Raw genomic sequence first — 16,443 nt, forward strand, 5'->3', positions numbered from 1 at the left:
GAATGCCGGAGCAGCTTTCCTGCGTAATCGCGTTTTGAGTATCTAACTGAAGTTGTCGCACGCTGCGGCGGATCTTTCCCACTGGATGGCTACACCCGACAGCGTGTTTTTGGCTCAATGAAGAGCAGTGCATTCATTTTTTTCTAAAAAAGGATCGCCTGCCATACATTACAGGTACAGTCATGTCGGAGCTTACGGATCGCCGGTTAATTAACGCGTTAATTTCCGGCCATTACGCAGACCCTTTTTCGCTTCTTGGCATGCATAAGACCAAACAAGGTCTGACGGTATGCGCGCTGCTGCCGGATGCTACTGAAGTATGGGTAATTGAAACCAGCACCGGACGCAAGTGCGGCCAGCTGGAATGCATTGATTCACGTGGCTTTTTCCAGGGTGTGATCCCTCGTCGCAAAAACATGTTTCGCTATCAGCTGGCCGTCACCTGGCACGGACAGCAGAATTTAATTGATGACGCCTATCGCTTTGGGCCATTGCTGAAAGAACTGGACAGCTGGCTGCTGGCGGAAGGTACGCATCTGCGCCCTTATGAAACCATGGGCGCGCATTCAGACGTGATTGACGGCGTTATCGGCACGCGCTTTTCCGTCTGGGCACCTAACGCTCGCCGCGTCTCGGTGGTGGGCGACTTTAACTTTTGGGATGGACGTCGCCATCCCATGCGGCTGCGCCAGGAAAGCGGCGTTTGGGAGCTGTTCGTTCCTGGCGCGGTTCATGGGCAGCTCTATAAATATGAAATTATCGACGCGCAGGGCCAGCTGCGGCTGAAGTCCGACCCTTACGCTTTTGAAGCGCAAATGCGGCCGGACAGCGCCTCCATGATCTGCGGCATTCCGCCCAAAACCACCATGCCCGAAGAGCGCCAGCGCGCGAATGATTTCGACGCGCCTATCTCCATTTATGAAGTGCACCTTGGCTCATGGCGTCGCCACACCGATAACAATTACTGGCTAAGCTACAAAGAGCTGGCCGAGCAGCTGGTGCCCTATGCCAAAGAGATGGGCTTTACCCACCTTGAACTGATGCCGATTAACGAGCATCCGTTTGACGGCAGCTGGGGCTACCAGCCCACCGGCATGTATGCGCCAACCCGCCGCTTCGGCACGCGCGACGAGTTCCGCAACTTTATCGCCGTGGCGCATCAGGCCGGACTAAACGTGCTGCTGGACTGGGTTCCCGGCCATTTTCCTTCCGACGATTTTGGCCTGGCCAAATTTGACGGCACCGAGCTTTATGAGCACGGCGATCCGCGCGAAGGTTTTCACCAGGACTGGAATACGCTGATCTATAACTTTGGCCGTCGTGAGGTCAGCAACTATCTGACCGGCAACGCGCTGTACTGGATTGAGCGTTTTGGCATCGATGGCCTGCGCGTGGATGCCGTCGCCTCCATGATTTATCGCGACTACAGCCGTGCAGAAGGCGAATGGATCCCAAACCATTTTGGCGGCCGTGAAAATCTGGAGGCCATCGCCTTCCTGCGCTATACCAACCGTACGCTGGGTAACGCCGCACCGGGCACCGTCACCGTAGCGGAAGAGTCTACCGATTTCCCCGGTGTTTCTCGTCCAGCGGAAACCGGCGGTCTGGGCTTCTGGTACAAGTGGAATCTGGGCTGGATGCACGACACGCTCAACTATATGCAGGTTGACCCGGTTTACCGCAAGCATCACCACAACAACCTGACGTTCGGCATGCTGTATAACTCGACCGAAAACTTTGTGCTGCCGCTGTCGCATGACGAAGTGGTGCACGGCAAGCGCTCGATTCTGGATCGCATGCCTGGCGATACCTGGCAGAAATTTGCCAACCTGCGCGCTTATTACGGCTGGATGTTTGGCTTCCCCGGCAAAAAACTGCTGTTTATGGGCAATGAATTCGCTCAGGGCAAAGAGTGGAACCACGACATCAGCCTCGACTGGCACCTGCTGGAAGAGGAAGGCGGCTGGCACCACGGCGTGCAGCGTCTGGTGAAGGATCTTAACCACACCTATCGCAGTCACGCGCCGCTCTACCAGCTCGATTTCGATCCGATGGGCTTTGAGTGGCTGGTGGTGGACGATTTTGAAAACTCCGTGTTTGTTTTTGTTCGTCGCGATCGTGAAGGCAATGAGCTGATCGTCGCCAGTAACTTCACTCCGGTGCCGCGTCACGATTATCGTTTCGGCGTGACGCAGCCGGGCAGTTGGCGGGAAGTGCTGAACACCGATTCGGCCTGGTACCACGGCAGCAACGTGGGCAACCTGGGCGTGATTGAAAGCGAGGCGCTGCCAAGCCATAACCGTGAACACTCAGTCAGTATGACTTTGCCACCGTTAGCGACGGTCTGGCTGGTCAGGGAGGCTTCATGAGTTCAGTGCAGTCCGGTAAGCCAACGCCTTCGGGCGCGACGTACGACGGCAAAGGCGTCAATTTTACGCTGTTTTCCCAGCATGCCGAGCGGGTCGAACTCTGTTTGTTTGACGATAAAGGCCACGAAACGCGCATTGAGCTTCCGGCGCGAACTGGCGATATCTGGCACGGCTATCTGCCCGCCATCAAAGAAGGGCAGCACTATGGTTACCGCGTCTACGGGCCGTGGCAGCCGGAAGCCGGGCATCGCTTTAATCCACATAAGCTACTGATCGATCCCTGCGCTCGCGAGGTGGTGGGCGAAGTAACGGACGATCCGCGTTTTCAGTGTGGCGTAAAAGAGATGGATACGTCGGACAGCGCCGCCATCGCGCCGAAAAGCGTGGTGCTGGCGGACGATTTTGACTGGGAAGATGACCAGCCGCCGCGCGTACCGTGGGGCTCCACGGTGATTTATGAAGCCCACGTGCGCGGCCTGACCAGGCGGCATCCCGGCATTCCACCGGAGCTGCGCGGCACCTATGCCGCACTCGGCCATCCTGTGATGATTGATTATTTCAAGCGCCTTGGTATTACGACGCTGGAACTGCTGCCGGTTGCCTGCTTTGCGCATGAACCCAGGCTGTTACGGCTCGGGTTAACCAATTACTGGGGCTATAACCCGCTGGCAACCTATGCGCTGGATTCGCGCTATGCGTCCGGCGTCGACAGCCTGCATCCGCGCGATGAGTTTCAGCAGGCGGTAAAAGCGCTGCACGCGGCAGGGATCGAAGTGATTCTGGACGTGGTGTTTAACCATACCGCCGAGCTGGATGAAAACGGGCCTACGCTCAACAAGCGCGGCGTGGATAACAAAAGCTTCTATTGGGTAGACGAGCAGGGCAAATACGAAAACTGGACCGGCTGCGGTAATACATTGAATATCAGCCATCCCAACGTCATGAACTGGACGCTGGAGTGTCTGCGCTATTGGGTCGAAGTCTGCCACGTTGATGGTTTTCGTTTTGACCTGGCGACGGTACTGGGCCGCACGCCGGAATATTATCCGCACGCATCATTCTTTGAAGTGCTACAGGAAGACCCGCTACTTTCAAAGTGCAAGCTGATTGCAGAACCCTGGGACATCGGCCCGGATGGCTATCAGGTCGGCAATTTTCCCGCGCCTTTTGCCGAATGGAACGACCAGTATCGTGACGCGATGCGGCGTTACTGGCTGCACGGCGATATCAGCAACGGCCATTTTGCCACGCGCTTTGCGGCTTCCAGCGACATCTTTATGCAGGAAGGTCGACTGCCCTCCGCCACTATCAATCTGATTACCGCGCACGACGGTTTTACGCTTACCGATCTGGTTTGCTTTAACAACAAGCATAACGAAGCCAACGGTGAAGATAATCGCGATGGCCACAATAGCAACTACAGTTACAACCACGGCGTGGAAGGACTGAACGCGCCGCTGCTGGTGGCGGAGCATCGGCTGCGCAGCGTGCATGCGCTGTTGACCACGCTGCTGCTCTCGCAGGGCACGCCGATGCTGCTGGCGGGTGACGAGCACGGTCATAGCCAGCACGGCAACAACAACGCTTACTGTCAGGATAACGAGCTGACCTGGCTCGACTGGGAAAACAACAACAGTGGATTGTTCAATTTTACTGCCGCCTTAATCCATCTGCGCAAGCGCATTCCGGCGCTACAGGCGGATCGCTGGTGGCAGCCAGGCGACGGCAACGTGGAGTGGCTGGGGCCGGAAGGCAAGCCGATGACCGCCAGTGACTGGCGGCAGGGCGTGCGCCGACTCCAGATCAGGCTGTCGCATAACTGGCTGGTTACGCTTAACGCCACCGAAGAAGTGTGCGATATCAAACTGCCACCGGGGCGCTGGCATGCTGTTCCGCCCTTCGCCGGGGATGATAACCCGATTCTGTTAACTGTCTGGCATGGCGCCGCACACGGCGTGTGCGTGTTCCAGGAACAACCATAACAGGAGTCAGGCATGGCCACTTTAGATAAGAACGACCCTCTGATGTTGGCAAGACAATTGCCGTCGCAAACTGTAGCCCTGATCCTGGCGGGCGGACGCGGCACGCGGTTAAAAGATCTCACCGCGAAACGCGCCAAGCCAGCCGTCCACTTCGGCGGGAAATTTCGCATCATCGATTTTGCCCTGTCGAACTGCCTGAACTCCGGGATCCGGCGGATCGCGGTGATCACGCAGTATCAGTCGCACACGCTGGTGCAGCATATCCAGCGCGGCTGGTCATTTCTAAACGAGGAGATGAACGAGTTTGTCGATCTGCTGCCCGCCCAGCAGCGTCTCTCTACGGAACACTGGTATCGGGGCACGGCGGATGCCGTTACGCAAAACCTCGATATTATCCGCCGCTATCAGGCGAAATATATCGTGATCCTGGCGGGCGACCATATCTACAAGATGGACTACTCGCGCATGCTGCTGGACCACGTTGAAAACGGCGCAAAATGTACCATCGCCTGTTTGCCTGTGCCGATTGAAGAGGCCAGCGCGTTCGGCGTAATGGCCGTCAACGCTGAAAACAAGGTGGTAGATTTCCTGGAAAAACCGGCCGATCCGCCGTCGATGCCGGGCGATGACACCCAGGCGCTGGCCAGCATGGGCATTTATACCTTTAATGCCGACTATCTCTATCAGCTGCTGGAAGACGATTTAAAAATTCCGGAATCTAACCACGATTTCGGCAAAGACATCCTGCCAAAGATTGTCGCCACCGGCGAAGCTCTGGCGCACTCCTTTAGCGTTTCCTGCGTGCAAAGCGACGATAACGCGCCGCCTTACTGGCGCGACGTCGGTACGCTGGAAGCCTACTGGAAAGCGAATCTCGATCTGGCGTCGGTGACGCCGGAACTGGATATGTACGACCGTAACTGGCCTATCCGTACGCATATGGAGCCGCTGCCGCCGGCAAAATTTGTGCAGGACAGGTCAGGTAGCCATGGCATGACGATGAATTCCTTAGTGTCGGGCGGCTGCATTATTTCTGGCTCGGTAGTTGTGAATTCTGTGCTGTTTTCTCGCGTTCGAATCAATTCTTTCTGCAATATCGAATCCTCTGTGCTGTCGCCGGACGTGGTAGTGGGGCGCTCCTGTCGCCTGCGCCGCTGCGTGATAGATCGTGCCTGCGAACTGCCCGAAGGAACGGTAATCGGCGAGAACCCGGATGATGATGCGCGTCGTTTTTACCGTTCGGAAGAAGGCATTGTGCTGGTCACTCGTACCATGCTGGCAAAGCTGGGTTGGCGTAGTTAACTACATAAAAATAAAGCACGGGTTTGATGCGGAGGAACGCGTCAGAACAAAGTAAAGGAGCCGATAATGCAGGTTTTACATGTCTGTTCAGAAATTTTCCCGCTGCTAAAAACGGGCGGGCTTGCTGATGTTGTTGGGGCATTACCGGCGGCGCAGATTGCGGCAGGGATTGATACCAGAGTATTGATTCCGGCGTTTCCGGATATAAAGAAGGGCATTCCCGACGCGGAAGTGGTGGCTCGTCTGCACACCTTCGCGGGTTACGTCGAGCTGCACTACGGTGAGTATGACGGCGTAGGGATTTATATGATCGACGCGCCGGGGTTATACGATCGTCCCGGCAGCCCGTATCACGACGAGTCGCAGTTTGCCTACACGGACAACTACCTGCGGTTTGCGCTACTGGGATGGATGGGGTGTGAAATCGCCTGCGGGCTGGATACTTTCTGGCGCCCGGAAGTGGTACACGCTCACGACTGGCATGCCGGTTTGACCTGCGCCTATCTGGCGGCCAGAGGACGTCCGGCGAAATCCGTGTTCACCGTGCATAACCTGGCGTATCAGGGACTGTTTTACGCTCATCATCTGGAGCAGATCCAGCTGCCGTGGTCGTTTTTCAATATGCATGGTCTGGAGTTCTACGGACAGATCTCCTATCTCAAGGCCGGGCTTTTTTATGCCGATCATATTACGGCGGTCAGCCCGACCTATGCGCGCGAAATCACCCAGCCGGAGTTTGGCTATGGCATGGAAGATCTGCTGAAACAGCGGCAGATGGAAGGGCGCTTAACCGGCATTCTGAACGGCGTGGATCCGCTAATCTGGGATCCGGAACAGGATCTGCTGCTGACCGCACGCTATAACCGCGATGTCCTGGACGCCAAGCAGGAAAACAAGCGTCAGCTGCAAATTGCCATGGGGCTGAAGATTGACGAGAAAGCGCCGGTATTCGCCGTCGTCAGTCGTCTGACCAAACAAAAAGGGCTGGATTTAGTGCTGGAAGCGCTGCCGGGCCTGCTGGAACAGGGCGGCCAGCTGGTACTGCTTGGCGCGGGCGATGCGGTATTGCAGCAAGGGTTTCTTGCGGCGGCGGCGGAATATCCCGGCCAGGTTGGCGTACAGATTGGCTATCACGAGGCTTTCTCGCACCGCATTATGGGCGGGGCCGACGTTATCGTAGTGCCAAGCCGCTTTGAGCCGTGCGGCCTGACGCAGCTGTATGGTTTGAAATACGGCACGCTGCCGCTGGTGCGGCGTACCGGCGGCCTGGCCGATACGGTTAACGACAGCTCGCTGGAAAACCTGGCCGACGGCATTGCCAGCGGCTTTGTATTTGAAGACAGCAACGCCTGGTCGTTGCTGCGGGCGATTCGTCGCGCCTTTGTGCTCTGGTCTCGTCCTTCGCTGTGGCGCTACGTACAGCGCCAGGCGATGGCGATGGATTTTAGCTGGCAGGTGGCCGCCGTGGCTTACCGCGATCTCTATCAACGTTTGTTATAAAGAAACCGGAAAACTGATATGAACGCACCTTTCACTTATACGGCCCCAACGCTCAGCGTCGAGGCATTGAAACACTCCATTGCCTATAAACTGATGTTCACGATTGGCAAAGATCCTTCTATTGCCAATAAACATGAATGGCTGAACGCGACGCTGCTGGCGGTACGGGATCGGATGGTGGAACGCTGGCTGCGCTTTAACCGTGCGCAGCTGTCGCAGGATGTGCGTCAGGTCTATTATCTGTCGATGGAGTTTCTGGTAGGGCGTACGCTCTCCAATGCGTTACTGGCAATGGGCATCTACGACGATGCCCGCGCCGCGCTGGAAGAGATGGGCTTCGATCTGGAAGAGCTGATTGGCGAAGAGAACGATCCGGGGCTGGGCAACGGCGGTTTAGGCCGCCTGGCCGCCTGCTTCCTGGATTCGCTTGCGACGCTGGGCCTGCCCGGACGCGGCTACGGTATCCGCTACGACTACGGTATGTTTAAGCAAAATATCGTTGACGGACGCCAGGCGGAATCGCCGGATTACTGGCTGGAATATGGTAATCCCTGGGAGTTTCAGCGTTTCAACACGCGCTACAAAGTCCGTTTTGGCGGCCGCATTCAGCATGAAGGCAGCCGTTCCCGCTGGCTGGAAACGGAAGAAGTGCTGGCAACGGCCTACGACCAGATCATTCCGGGGTTTGATACGGACGCCACCAACACGCTACGGCTGTGGGGGGCGCAGGCAAGTAACGAAATCAACCTTGGGAAATTTAACCAGGGCGATTACTTTGCCGCGGTAGAAGATAAAAACCACTCGGAAAACGTGTCGCGCGTACTTTATCCGGACGACTCTACCTATTCCGGACGCGAGCTACGCCTGCGTCAGGAGTATTTCCTGGTATCGGCCACGGTGCAGGACATTCTTAACCGTCACTGGGTTATGCATCAGACCTTTGACAACCTGGCGGATAAAATCGCTATCCATCTGAACGACACGCATCCGGTGCTGGCGATCCCTGAGCTGATGCGGCTGCTGATTGATGAGCACAAGTTCAGCTGGGACGACGCGTTTGAAGTGACCTGTCAGGTCTTCTCCTATACCAACCACACGTTGATGCAGGAAGCGCTGGAAACCTGGCCGGTTGATATGATCGGCAAGATCCTGCCGCGCCATCTGCAAATTATTTTCGATATCAATGACTACTTCCTGAAAACCATTCAGGACTACTATCCCGACGACTGGGATCTGCAATCGCGCATCTCGATCATTGATGAAGCTAACGGGCGTCAGGTGCGTATGGCCTGGCTGGCGGTAGTGGTCAGCCACAAGGTTAACGGCGTATCTGAACTGCACTCTAACCTGATGGTGCAGTCGCTGTTTGCGGATTTTGCCGCGCTGTTCCCTGGCCGCTTCTGTAACAAAACCAACGGCGTTACGCCGCGCCGCTGGGTAGCGCTGGCTAACCCTTCGCTTTCCGAAGTGCTGGACGACACCATTGGTCGCACCTGGCGCACGGATTTAAGCCAGCTTGACGAGCTGAAGCAGCATATCGACTACCCCGGCTTTCTGAAGAGGATCAGCGACGCTAAGCTGATCAACAAGAAAAGGCTGGCGGAACATATCGCGCAGAAAATGGATATCGTTATCGATCCGCACGCGCTGTTTGACGTGCAGATCAAGCGTATACATGAATATAAGCGGCAGCTAATGAACGTGCTGCACGTCATCACACGTTATAACCGGATCAAAGCCGATCCGGAGGCAGACTGGGTGCCGCGCGTGAATATCTTTGCCGGTAAGGCCGCTTCGGCTTACTACATGGCAAAACATATTATTCATTTGATCAACGACGTAGCGAATGTGATCAACAACGATCCGCAGGTAAAAAACAAGCTGAAGATCGTGTTTATCCCTAACTACAGCGTTAGCCTGGCGCAGATCATTATCCCGGCCGCCGATCTCTCTGAACAGATCTCGCTGGCGGGTACCGAGGCCTCCGGCACCAGTAATATGAAGTTTGCCCTGAACGGCGCGCTGACCATCGGCACGCTGGACGGTGCCAACGTCGAGATGCTGGAACACATGGGTGAAGAGAATATCTTTATCTTCGGCAACACCACGCCTCAGGTTGAAGAGCTGCGTGCGCAAGGCTATAACTCACACGAGATTTACGAGCAGGATGCCGAACTGCAGCAGACGCTGAATCAGATTGCGACCGGCGTATTCAGTCCACAGGAACCGGGCCGCTACCGCAATATTTTTGATTCGCTGGTGAATCTGGGCGACCACTATCAGCTGCTGGCGGACTACCGTAGCTATGTGGATACGCAGGATAAAGTGGATGAGCTGTACCGTCATCCGGAGGAGTGGACGCGTAAAACGCTGCTGAATATTGCCAATATGGGCTATTTCTCTTCCGACAGGACGATTCAGGAATACGCAGACGAGATCTGGAATATCAAGCCGATTCGGCTGTAATAACGCGGGTTTAGTCTTCTAATCTGTAAATGTAAAAAAGGGCGGAAATCAATTCCGCCCTTTTTGCATCACGCTGTTACAGGAGTTACGACGCCAGCGACAGCGCCGGTTTCTTTGCATGCTCTGCCAGCCATGCGCCAACGCGCGCGCGCTGCTGCTCGTTTAAGAACATCCCTTCTTTGGTACGACGCCACAGCGCATCATCCTGCTCGCGCACCCACTCGTGTTCGACCAGATAACGCAGCTCGGCTTCATAGAAATGATGACCAAACAGCTCGCCCAAATCTTCCAGGCTTTTAGCCGGTTTCAGGAACAGCTCCGTGTTGCTGCCGTAGGTGCGAGCGTAATGGCGCGCCATCTGTTCTGTAATAAACGGATAGCGGCGACGCAGGCTGGCAGCGTAATCTTCACGCGTGCCGGCGATATCACCACCCGGCAGTACGCAGTTGCGTGTCCAGGCCGGGCCTGCGTTGCTGTAGTACTTCGACAGCTTCTCCATCGCGTGCTCGGCCAGCTTGCGATAGGTGGTCAGCTTGCCGCCAAACACCGACAGCAGTGGCGCTTTACCGTTATCGTCACGCACGTCCAGCGTATAGTCGCGTGTGATGGCCTGCGGCGAATCGGATTCGTCATCGCACAGCGGACGCACGCCGGAATAAGACCAGACGATATCGTCTTTACTGATGTTCTTTTTAAAGTGGCTGTTAAACACTTTCAGCAGATATTCGGTCTCTTTCTCGTCGATATGGACGTTTTTCGGATCGCCTTTATATTCAACGTCGGTGGTGCCGATAATAGAGAACTCGTCCATCCACGGGATCACAAAGACGATACGGTTGTCTTCGTTCTGCAGAATATAAGCCTGCTTTTGCGTATGCACGCGCGGCACAACAATATGGCTGCCTTTAATCAGGCGGATACCGTAAGGTGACTTAAGCTGCAGGCCGTCATCAAACAGCTGCTTAACCCACGGGCCAGCGGCGTTAACTAAGCCTTTTGCCTGCCAGGTAAAGGTTTTGCCGGAGTCGATATCTTCCGCTTCAACCTTCCACAGGCCGTTTTCACGCCAGGCGCGAGTCACTTTAGTGCGCGTGCGCACTTCGCCGCCGCGCTTCTCAACTTCCTGCGCGTTGAGGACCACCAGGCGAGCATCGTCTACCCAGCAGTCGGAATATTCGAAACCGCGCGTAATTTCAGGTTTTAACACCGAATCTGAGTCAAAACGCAACCCTTTGCTGCCGGGCAGGCTGGTGCGTTTGCCCAGATGGTCATACATAAACAGGCCAACGCGGATCATCCAGGCCGGACGCAGATGCGGACGGTGCGGCAAACGGAAGCGCATAGGGAAGGCGATATGCGGGGCCATTTTTAACAGCACCTCGCGCTCGGCCAGCGCTTCGCTGACCAGACGGAATTCATAGTGTTCCAGGTAGCGCAGGCCGCCGTGGATCAGTTTAGAACTGGCGGAAGAGGTCGCGCACGCCAGGTCTTGCGCCTCGAGCATCAGCACAGACAGGCCGCGTCCTGCGGCATCTGCCGCAATGCCAGCACCGTTGATGCCGCCGCCGATTACGATCAAGTCTTTGGTTTCCACGTCATCTCCTCCGATGTTCGGAATAGTTCTTAAATGTTCGTTTTCGAGCATTATAATAATCGCAAAGCGACACCGACGCCAGCGTTAACCGAATAAAAACATTTATGCGTGATGGAGGTAACAGAATTGTTCAGGAAAAAGCCATATAGCCCTGTGCTTTATTGGGTTATTGTTGGCTTTGATCGCGATACAATAGCGCCCGATTGTCATCTTTTGAGAACAGACCATGGACCAATTTGAGTGTATCGACGTACAGCAGGCGCAGGCTAAGCTTTCGCAAGAAAAAGCGCAGCTGGTAGATATCCGCGATCCGCAAAGCTACCTGGCAGCCCATGCCAGCGGCGCTTTTCATCTTACCAACACCACCCTGCCTGCTTTTATGCAGCAAAGTCACCTGACCGCACCGGTGCTGGTAATGTGCTATCACGGCAACAGCAGCAAGGGCGTGGCCCAGTATCTGCTGAGCCAGGGGTTTAAAGAGGCTTACAGCATCGACGGCGGCTTTGACGCATGGCGCGCTGTCTTCCCACAACAGATTTCTTCTGGCGCAGAATAGCCGCAAAATAAAACATTTTTATACTATAAACAGGGATTTTACCGGCGATGACGCGTATTACTGAGTTTGCTAATCCCCGCATGGCGCAGGCCTTTGTGGACTATATGGCGACGCGGGGTGTAAGGCTGCGTATTGAGCATGATGACCGCTATACGCTGTGGCTGGATGACGATTCACAGCTGAATCTGGTCGAAAACGAACTCGGTCAGTTTATCCGTGAGCCCAATCATCCACGTTATCTGGCGGCCAGCTGGCAGTCCGGCACGACCACCAGCGGCATCTCCTATAGCGGCTCGTCACTGATGGCTATCGTACGCGACAGAGCCGGCCCTTTAACGTTGACCCTGATGCTGGCCAGTATCTTCACCTTTATTTTGATGCAGATTGTTGGCACCTACACTGTGCTGAGCTGGCTCTCATGGCCGAACGCCGATCAGCACTTTCAACTCTGGCGCTGGTTCAGCCATGTCCTGCCAAACTTTTCGCTGGTACCTCTACTTTTTAACGTGATCTGGCTGTGGTATTTAGGCGGCGCGGTTGAAAAACGGCTTGGTAGCGGCAAGCTGTTTGTCATTGTGCTAATCTCCGCGCTGCTCAGCGGCTGGATGCAGGCAAAATTCAGCGGCGTCATGTTTGGAGGCTTTTCCGGCGTGGTTTATGCGCTGATGGGCTACGTTTGGCTGACAGGCGAACGACGTCCAGACAGTGGCCTGTATCTTGAGCGAGGCCTGATCTTTTTTCTACTTGTTATGCTGGCGCTTGGTTTTACCGGCTGGGCCGGGTCAGCAGTGGCAAACGCCTCACACGTTATCGGACTGGTGCTGGGGCTGGCAATGGCCTTTGTCGATACCCGAAAAACAAGATAGCGCATATACAGGAGAGCTTTGTGAAGCAGACGCAACGTCACGACGCCATTATCGATCTGGTTCGTCGTCAGGGCTATGTCAGTACCGAAGAGCTGGTGGATCATTTTACCGTCAGCCCGCAAACCATTCGCCGCGACCTGAACGAACTGGCAGAGCAAAATAAAATCCAGCGCCACCACGGCGGCGCGGCGCTGCCTTCCAGCTCGGAAAATACCGCCTGGCAAGACCGCAAAATGATGTGGTCGGCGGAAAAGGCGCGTATTGCGCAGCGCGTCGCCAGCCAGATCCCGGACGGTGCCTCACTGTTTATCGATATCGGCACCACGCCAGAAGCGGTTGCTCATGCGCTGTTGAACCACAGCAACCTGCGTATCGTAACCAATAACCTCAACGTGGCGATGCTGCTGATGAGCAAACCCGACTTCAGCCTGATTGTGGCCGGTGGTGAAGTGCGCACGCGCGACGGCGGCATTATGGGCGAGGCGACGCTAGACTATATTTCTCAGTTTCGGCTGGACTACGGCATCCTGGGGATCAGCGGCATCGATATGGACGGCTCGCTGCTGGACTTCGACTATCACGAGGTACGCACCAAGCGGGCGATTATTGAAAACTCGCGCTGCGTGATGCTGGTGGCCGACCACTCAAAGTTTGGCCGTAACGCCATGGTTAACCTGGGCAATATGAGCCTGATAGATTATATGTTCACCGACGAGCTACCGCCGCCGGGCGTACTCAAAACTATCGAACAGCACGAAGTCCATCTGGAAATTTGCTGAGGCCTCGTACGGCAGCAATAGATAGCGGGTTGCAGGAGCGCAAACAGGCATGAAGAGAAAAGTGAGTTTCGGCGTAGTTTTAATCCCGGTGTTACTTATTGGGTTCGCCGCCGGCTATTTTTACCTGCCGCAGCTGCTGAAAGAGATAAAAAGCAGCCCGCAAATTGTCTGGTATAGCGCAAGGCCCGACCTGACCTGGCAAGTTTTTAGCCAGTGTAAACAGCATGTTGATGATGCAGACGCCTGCTATCAGGCTTATAGCGCGGCAGTGGCGCTGGCAGAGTCGGGCCGGTGTGATGCGCAGGGCCTTAAATTGAAGTACCGCTTCAAGCTTCTGACGCAGCACGCCAGCCCGGCTGAGATTGAGAAAGAGATCGACAAGGAGTGTCGACAACGCTAGCGGCACGGACCCGCTGATAAAGCCTGCCGGCGGCGTTTTTTTCACGGCTTAAAAACGCTACCGCAAAACACCGCAGATTACCCCGCTAACCTTGCCCCTTTGAAATCTTAAGAAAAAACGTTTCGACTTTTTCACTCCCCCGCATGAGCATTTTTTTCTGTTCAGGTCTTAACTGTATGTGTCCCGCCTGTTCTCCTCTTACCATTTCAAAAGGAAGCGGTATGTCGCATCAGAAATTTAATCAGGCACGTTTTGAGGCGGCTTTAACCCGCCAGTGGCAGCACTTTGGACTTTCTGCAGCAGATGAGATGACGGCTTATCAGTGGTGGCAGGCGCTGAGCGGCGCGCTTGCCGAACTGCTTGCCGCCGCGCCGCCGACGAAAGCGGTAAAAAAGCAACGTCACGTAAACTACATCTCTATGGAGTTTTTGATCGGCAGGCTAACCGGCAACAATCTGCTGAACCTGGGATGGTATGACGGCGTGAAGGCATCTCTGGCGGCGCACCAGCGTGATTTAAGCGAGCTGCTGGAGGAAGAGGTCGATCCCGCTTTGGGTAACGGTGGCCTGGGGCGCCTGGCCGCCTGCTTTCTGGATTCAATGGCCACGGTGGGCCAGTCCGCTACCGGCTATGGCCTGAACTACCAGTATGGCCTGTTTCGACAATCCTTTGCCGATGGCCGACAGATGGAAGCGCCGGATGACTGGCACCGCGCCAGCTATCCGTGGTTCCGCCATAACGCCGCGCTGGACGTTGACGTCCATTTTGGCGGCAAAACTATTAAGAATGCGCAGGGCGAAGTGGAATGGCAGCCCGCCGTAACGCTGCGCGGCGAGGCCTGGGATCTGCCGGTTATCGGCTATCAAAATGGCGTAGTGCAGCCGCTGAGGCTCTGGCAGGCAAGCCATACGCATCCTTTCAATCTGACGCTGTTTAACGACGGCAAATTTCTGCAGGCGGAGCAGCAGGGCATCGAAGCGGAAAAGCTGACTAAGGTACTCTACCCCAACGACAATCATCAGGATGGCAAACGGCTGCGCCTGATGCAGCAATATTTTCAGTGCGCCTGTTCGGTCGCGGACATTTTACGCCGCCACCATCGCGCGGGCAGGCCGGTGACGGAACTGCCCGACTATGAAGTTATCCAGCTAAACGACACGCATCCTACCATTGCCATTCCCGAGATGCTGCGCGTGCTGCTGGATGAGCATCAGCTGGAATGGGATAAGGCCTGGGCGATTGTCAGCAACACTTTTGCCTATACTAACCACACGCTAATGCCGGAGGCGCTGGAGCGTTGGGATGAGCGGCTGGTGCGCTCGCTGCTGCCGCGCCATTACCTGATTATCAAAGAGATTAACCGACGCTTTAAAAAGCAGGTAGAGAAGCAGTGGCCGAACGACGAGGCGTTGTGGGAAAAGCTGGCGGTGCTTTACGACAACCAGCTGCGCATGGCGAACCTGTGCGTGGTCAGCGGCTTTGCGGTTAACGGCGTGGCGGCGCTGCACTCCGAGCTGGTGGTTAAAGATCTCTTTCCGGAATATCACCAGCTTTGGCCCGCTAAATTTCATAACGTCACCAACGGCATTACGCCGCGCCGCTGGTTAAAGCAGTGTAACCCGCTGCTGTCAGAACTTATCGACGACACGCTTAAGGTCGAATGGGTCAATAACCTTGACGCATTAAAAGGTCTGGAAGCTTTCGTCGACGACCCCGCTTTCCGCCAGCGCTATCGGGAAATCAAGCACGCCAATAAAGTTCGGCTGGCCGACTATGTTCACCAGCGAACCGGCATAGTGATTAATCCTGAAGCGATATTCGATGTGCAAATCAAACGGCTGCACGAGTACAAACGCCAGCACCTTGGCCTGCTGCATATCCTCTCTTGCTATAAGCGGCTGCGCGAAAATCCCGATATGGACTTTGTGCCGCGCGTCTTCTTGTTTGGCGCCAAGGCCGCGCCGGGCTACTACCTGGCAAAAAACATCATCTATGCCATCAATAAAGTGGCCGAGAAAATCAATAACGACCCGGTTATTGGCGACAGGATGAAGGTTGTCTTTATTCCTGACTATCGCATTACCGCCGCCGAAATGATGATCCCGGCGGCCGATATCTCCGAGCAAATTTCTACCGCAGGCTATGAGGCTTCCGGCACCGGCAACATGAAGCTGGCGCTAAACGGCGCGCTGACCGTTGGCACGCTCGACGGTGCCAACGTCGAGATTGCCGAACAGGTAGGCGCGGAAAACATCTTTATTTTTGGCCACACCGTAGACGAAGTGAAAGCGCTGAAAAAAAACGGTTATGCACCGCTTAAGCTACGTAAAAAAGACAAGCATCTGGACGCTATTTTGAAAGAGCTGGAAAAAGGCTTCTTCAGCAACGGCGACAAAAAGGCGTTTGAACCCATGCTCTCCAGCCTGGGCGCGGGCGGCGATTTCTGGCAGGTACTGGCCGATTTCGCCAGCTACTGCGAGGCGCAAAAGCGGGCCGAACAGCTTTATCGGGACCAGGATGCCTGGACCAAAATGACCATTCTGAACACCGCGCGCTGCGGCATGTTCAGCTCTGACCGTTCTATCCGCGATTATCAACAGCGCATTTGGCAGGCCAGACGATAAGGGAG

At 55.4% G+C, this 16,443-nt stretch carries 11 protein-coding genes; 10 read left to right on the top strand and 1 reads right to left on the bottom strand.

Going from position 1 to position 16,443, the window contains the following annotated elements; genetic code table 11:
* Positions 1-182: 182 nt before the first annotated feature.
* From glgB to glgP, 5 genes are all read left to right on the top strand, one after another.
* The gene (glgB, locus tag ACMGGR_RS00925) at positions 183-2,369 is read left to right on the top strand and encodes a 1,4-alpha-glucan branching enzyme (protein WP_246761205.1); all 2,187 of its coding nucleotides are present in this window, start codon (positions 183-185) and stop codon (positions 2,367-2,369) included.
* Entirely contained in the window at positions 2,366-4,351 is a 1,986-nt protein-coding gene (gene glgX / locus ACMGGR_RS00930; protein WP_246761203.1) for a glycogen debranching protein GlgX, read from the top strand. Before glgB ends, glgX begins: the two co-directional genes overlap by 4 nt.
* A gap of 12 nt (positions 4,352-4,363) precedes the next feature.
* Positions 4,364-5,653 (top strand): glucose-1-phosphate adenylyltransferase, encoded by a 1,290-nt coding sequence (gene glgC, locus ACMGGR_RS00935; protein ID WP_246761201.1) that lies wholly within the window; start codon positions 4,364-4,366, stop codon positions 5,651-5,653.
* A 66-nt stretch (positions 5,654-5,719) separates the two neighbouring features.
* Positions 5,720-7,153: a glycogen synthase GlgA gene (gene glgA, locus ACMGGR_RS00940; RefSeq protein WP_246761199.1), complete on the top strand. Its 1,434-nt coding sequence runs from the start codon at positions 5,720-5,722 to the stop codon at positions 7,151-7,153.
* Between the two features lie 18 nt (positions 7,154-7,171).
* Positions 7,172-9,619, top strand: coding sequence for a glycogen phosphorylase (gene glgP, locus ACMGGR_RS00945; protein WP_246761197.1), 2,448 nt, complete (start codon positions 7,172-7,174; stop codon positions 9,617-9,619).
* Positions 9,620-9,704: 85 nt separating this feature from the next.
* Here the strand turns inward: glgP and glpD are convergent, their stop codons facing one another.
* Positions 9,705-11,213, bottom strand: a complete 1,509-nt coding sequence (glpD, locus tag ACMGGR_RS00950; RefSeq protein WP_246761195.1) for a glycerol-3-phosphate dehydrogenase — start codon at positions 11,211-11,213, stop codon at positions 9,705-9,707.
* 226 nt (positions 11,214-11,439) lie between these two features.
* On the opposite strand from glpD, the gene glpE reads away from it, so the two are divergent.
* The 5 genes from glpE to malP all read left to right on the top strand — a co-directional run bounded on the left by glpE (position 11,440) and on the right by malP (position 16,438).
* Positions 11,440-11,769 (top strand): thiosulfate sulfurtransferase GlpE, encoded by a 330-nt coding sequence (gene glpE / locus ACMGGR_RS00955; protein ID WP_414147962.1) that lies wholly within the window; start codon positions 11,440-11,442, stop codon positions 11,767-11,769.
* Positions 11,770-11,816: 47 nt separating this feature from the next.
* A complete protein-coding gene (gene glpG, locus ACMGGR_RS00960) occupies positions 11,817-12,635 on the top strand; it encodes a rhomboid family intramembrane serine protease GlpG (RefSeq protein WP_414147963.1) in 819 nt (272 codons plus the stop codon).
* 20 nt (positions 12,636-12,655) lie between these two features.
* Positions 12,656-13,414 (top strand): DeoR/GlpR family transcriptional regulator, encoded by a 759-nt coding sequence (locus tag ACMGGR_RS00965; RefSeq protein WP_414147964.1) that lies wholly within the window; start codon positions 12,656-12,658, stop codon positions 13,412-13,414.
* A gap of 49 nt (positions 13,415-13,463) precedes the next feature.
* On the top strand, positions 13,464-13,814 hold the full coding sequence (locus tag ACMGGR_RS00970; RefSeq protein WP_414147965.1) for a hypothetical protein: 351 nt from the start codon (positions 13,464-13,466) through the stop codon (positions 13,812-13,814).
* A 221-nt stretch (positions 13,815-14,035) separates the two neighbouring features.
* Positions 14,036-16,438 (top strand): maltodextrin phosphorylase, encoded by a 2,403-nt coding sequence (gene malP / locus ACMGGR_RS00975; RefSeq protein WP_414147966.1) that lies wholly within the window; start codon positions 14,036-14,038, stop codon positions 16,436-16,438.
* Positions 16,439-16,443 lie beyond the last annotated feature (5 nt).

The sequence above is a fragment of the Erwinia sp. BNK-24-b genome (assembly GCF_047456155.1).
Lineage (GTDB): Bacteria > Pseudomonadota > Gammaproteobacteria > Enterobacterales > Enterobacteriaceae > Erwinia > Erwinia phyllosphaerae.

What these genes read in the sequence shown, in the direction of transcription:
- glgB (WP_246761205.1), top strand. Translation starts at nt 183, where the DNA reads ATGTCGGAGCTTACGGATCGCCGGTTAATTAACGCGTTAATTTCCGGC.
- glgX (WP_246761203.1), top strand. Translation starts at nt 2,366, where the DNA reads ATGAGTTCAGTGCAGTCCGGTAAGCCAACGCCTTCGGGCGCGACGTAC.
- glgC (WP_246761201.1), top strand. Translation starts at nt 4,364, where the DNA reads ATGGCCACTTTAGATAAGAACGACCCTCTGATGTTGGCAAGACAATTG.
- glgA (WP_246761199.1), top strand. Translation starts at nt 5,720, where the DNA reads ATGCAGGTTTTACATGTCTGTTCAGAAATTTTCCCGCTGCTAAAAACG.
- glgP (WP_246761197.1), top strand. Translation starts at nt 7,172, where the DNA reads ATGAACGCACCTTTCACTTATACGGCCCCAACGCTCAGCGTCGAGGCA.
- glpE (WP_414147962.1), top strand. Translation starts at nt 11,440, where the DNA reads ATGGACCAATTTGAGTGTATCGACGTACAGCAGGCGCAGGCTAAGCTT.
- glpG (WP_414147963.1), top strand. Translation starts at nt 11,817, where the DNA reads ATGACGCGTATTACTGAGTTTGCTAATCCCCGCATGGCGCAGGCCTTT.
- ACMGGR_RS00970 (WP_414147965.1), top strand. Translation starts at nt 13,464, where the DNA reads ATGAAGAGAAAAGTGAGTTTCGGCGTAGTTTTAATCCCGGTGTTACTT.
- malP (WP_414147966.1), top strand. Translation starts at nt 14,036, where the DNA reads ATGTCGCATCAGAAATTTAATCAGGCACGTTTTGAGGCGGCTTTAACC.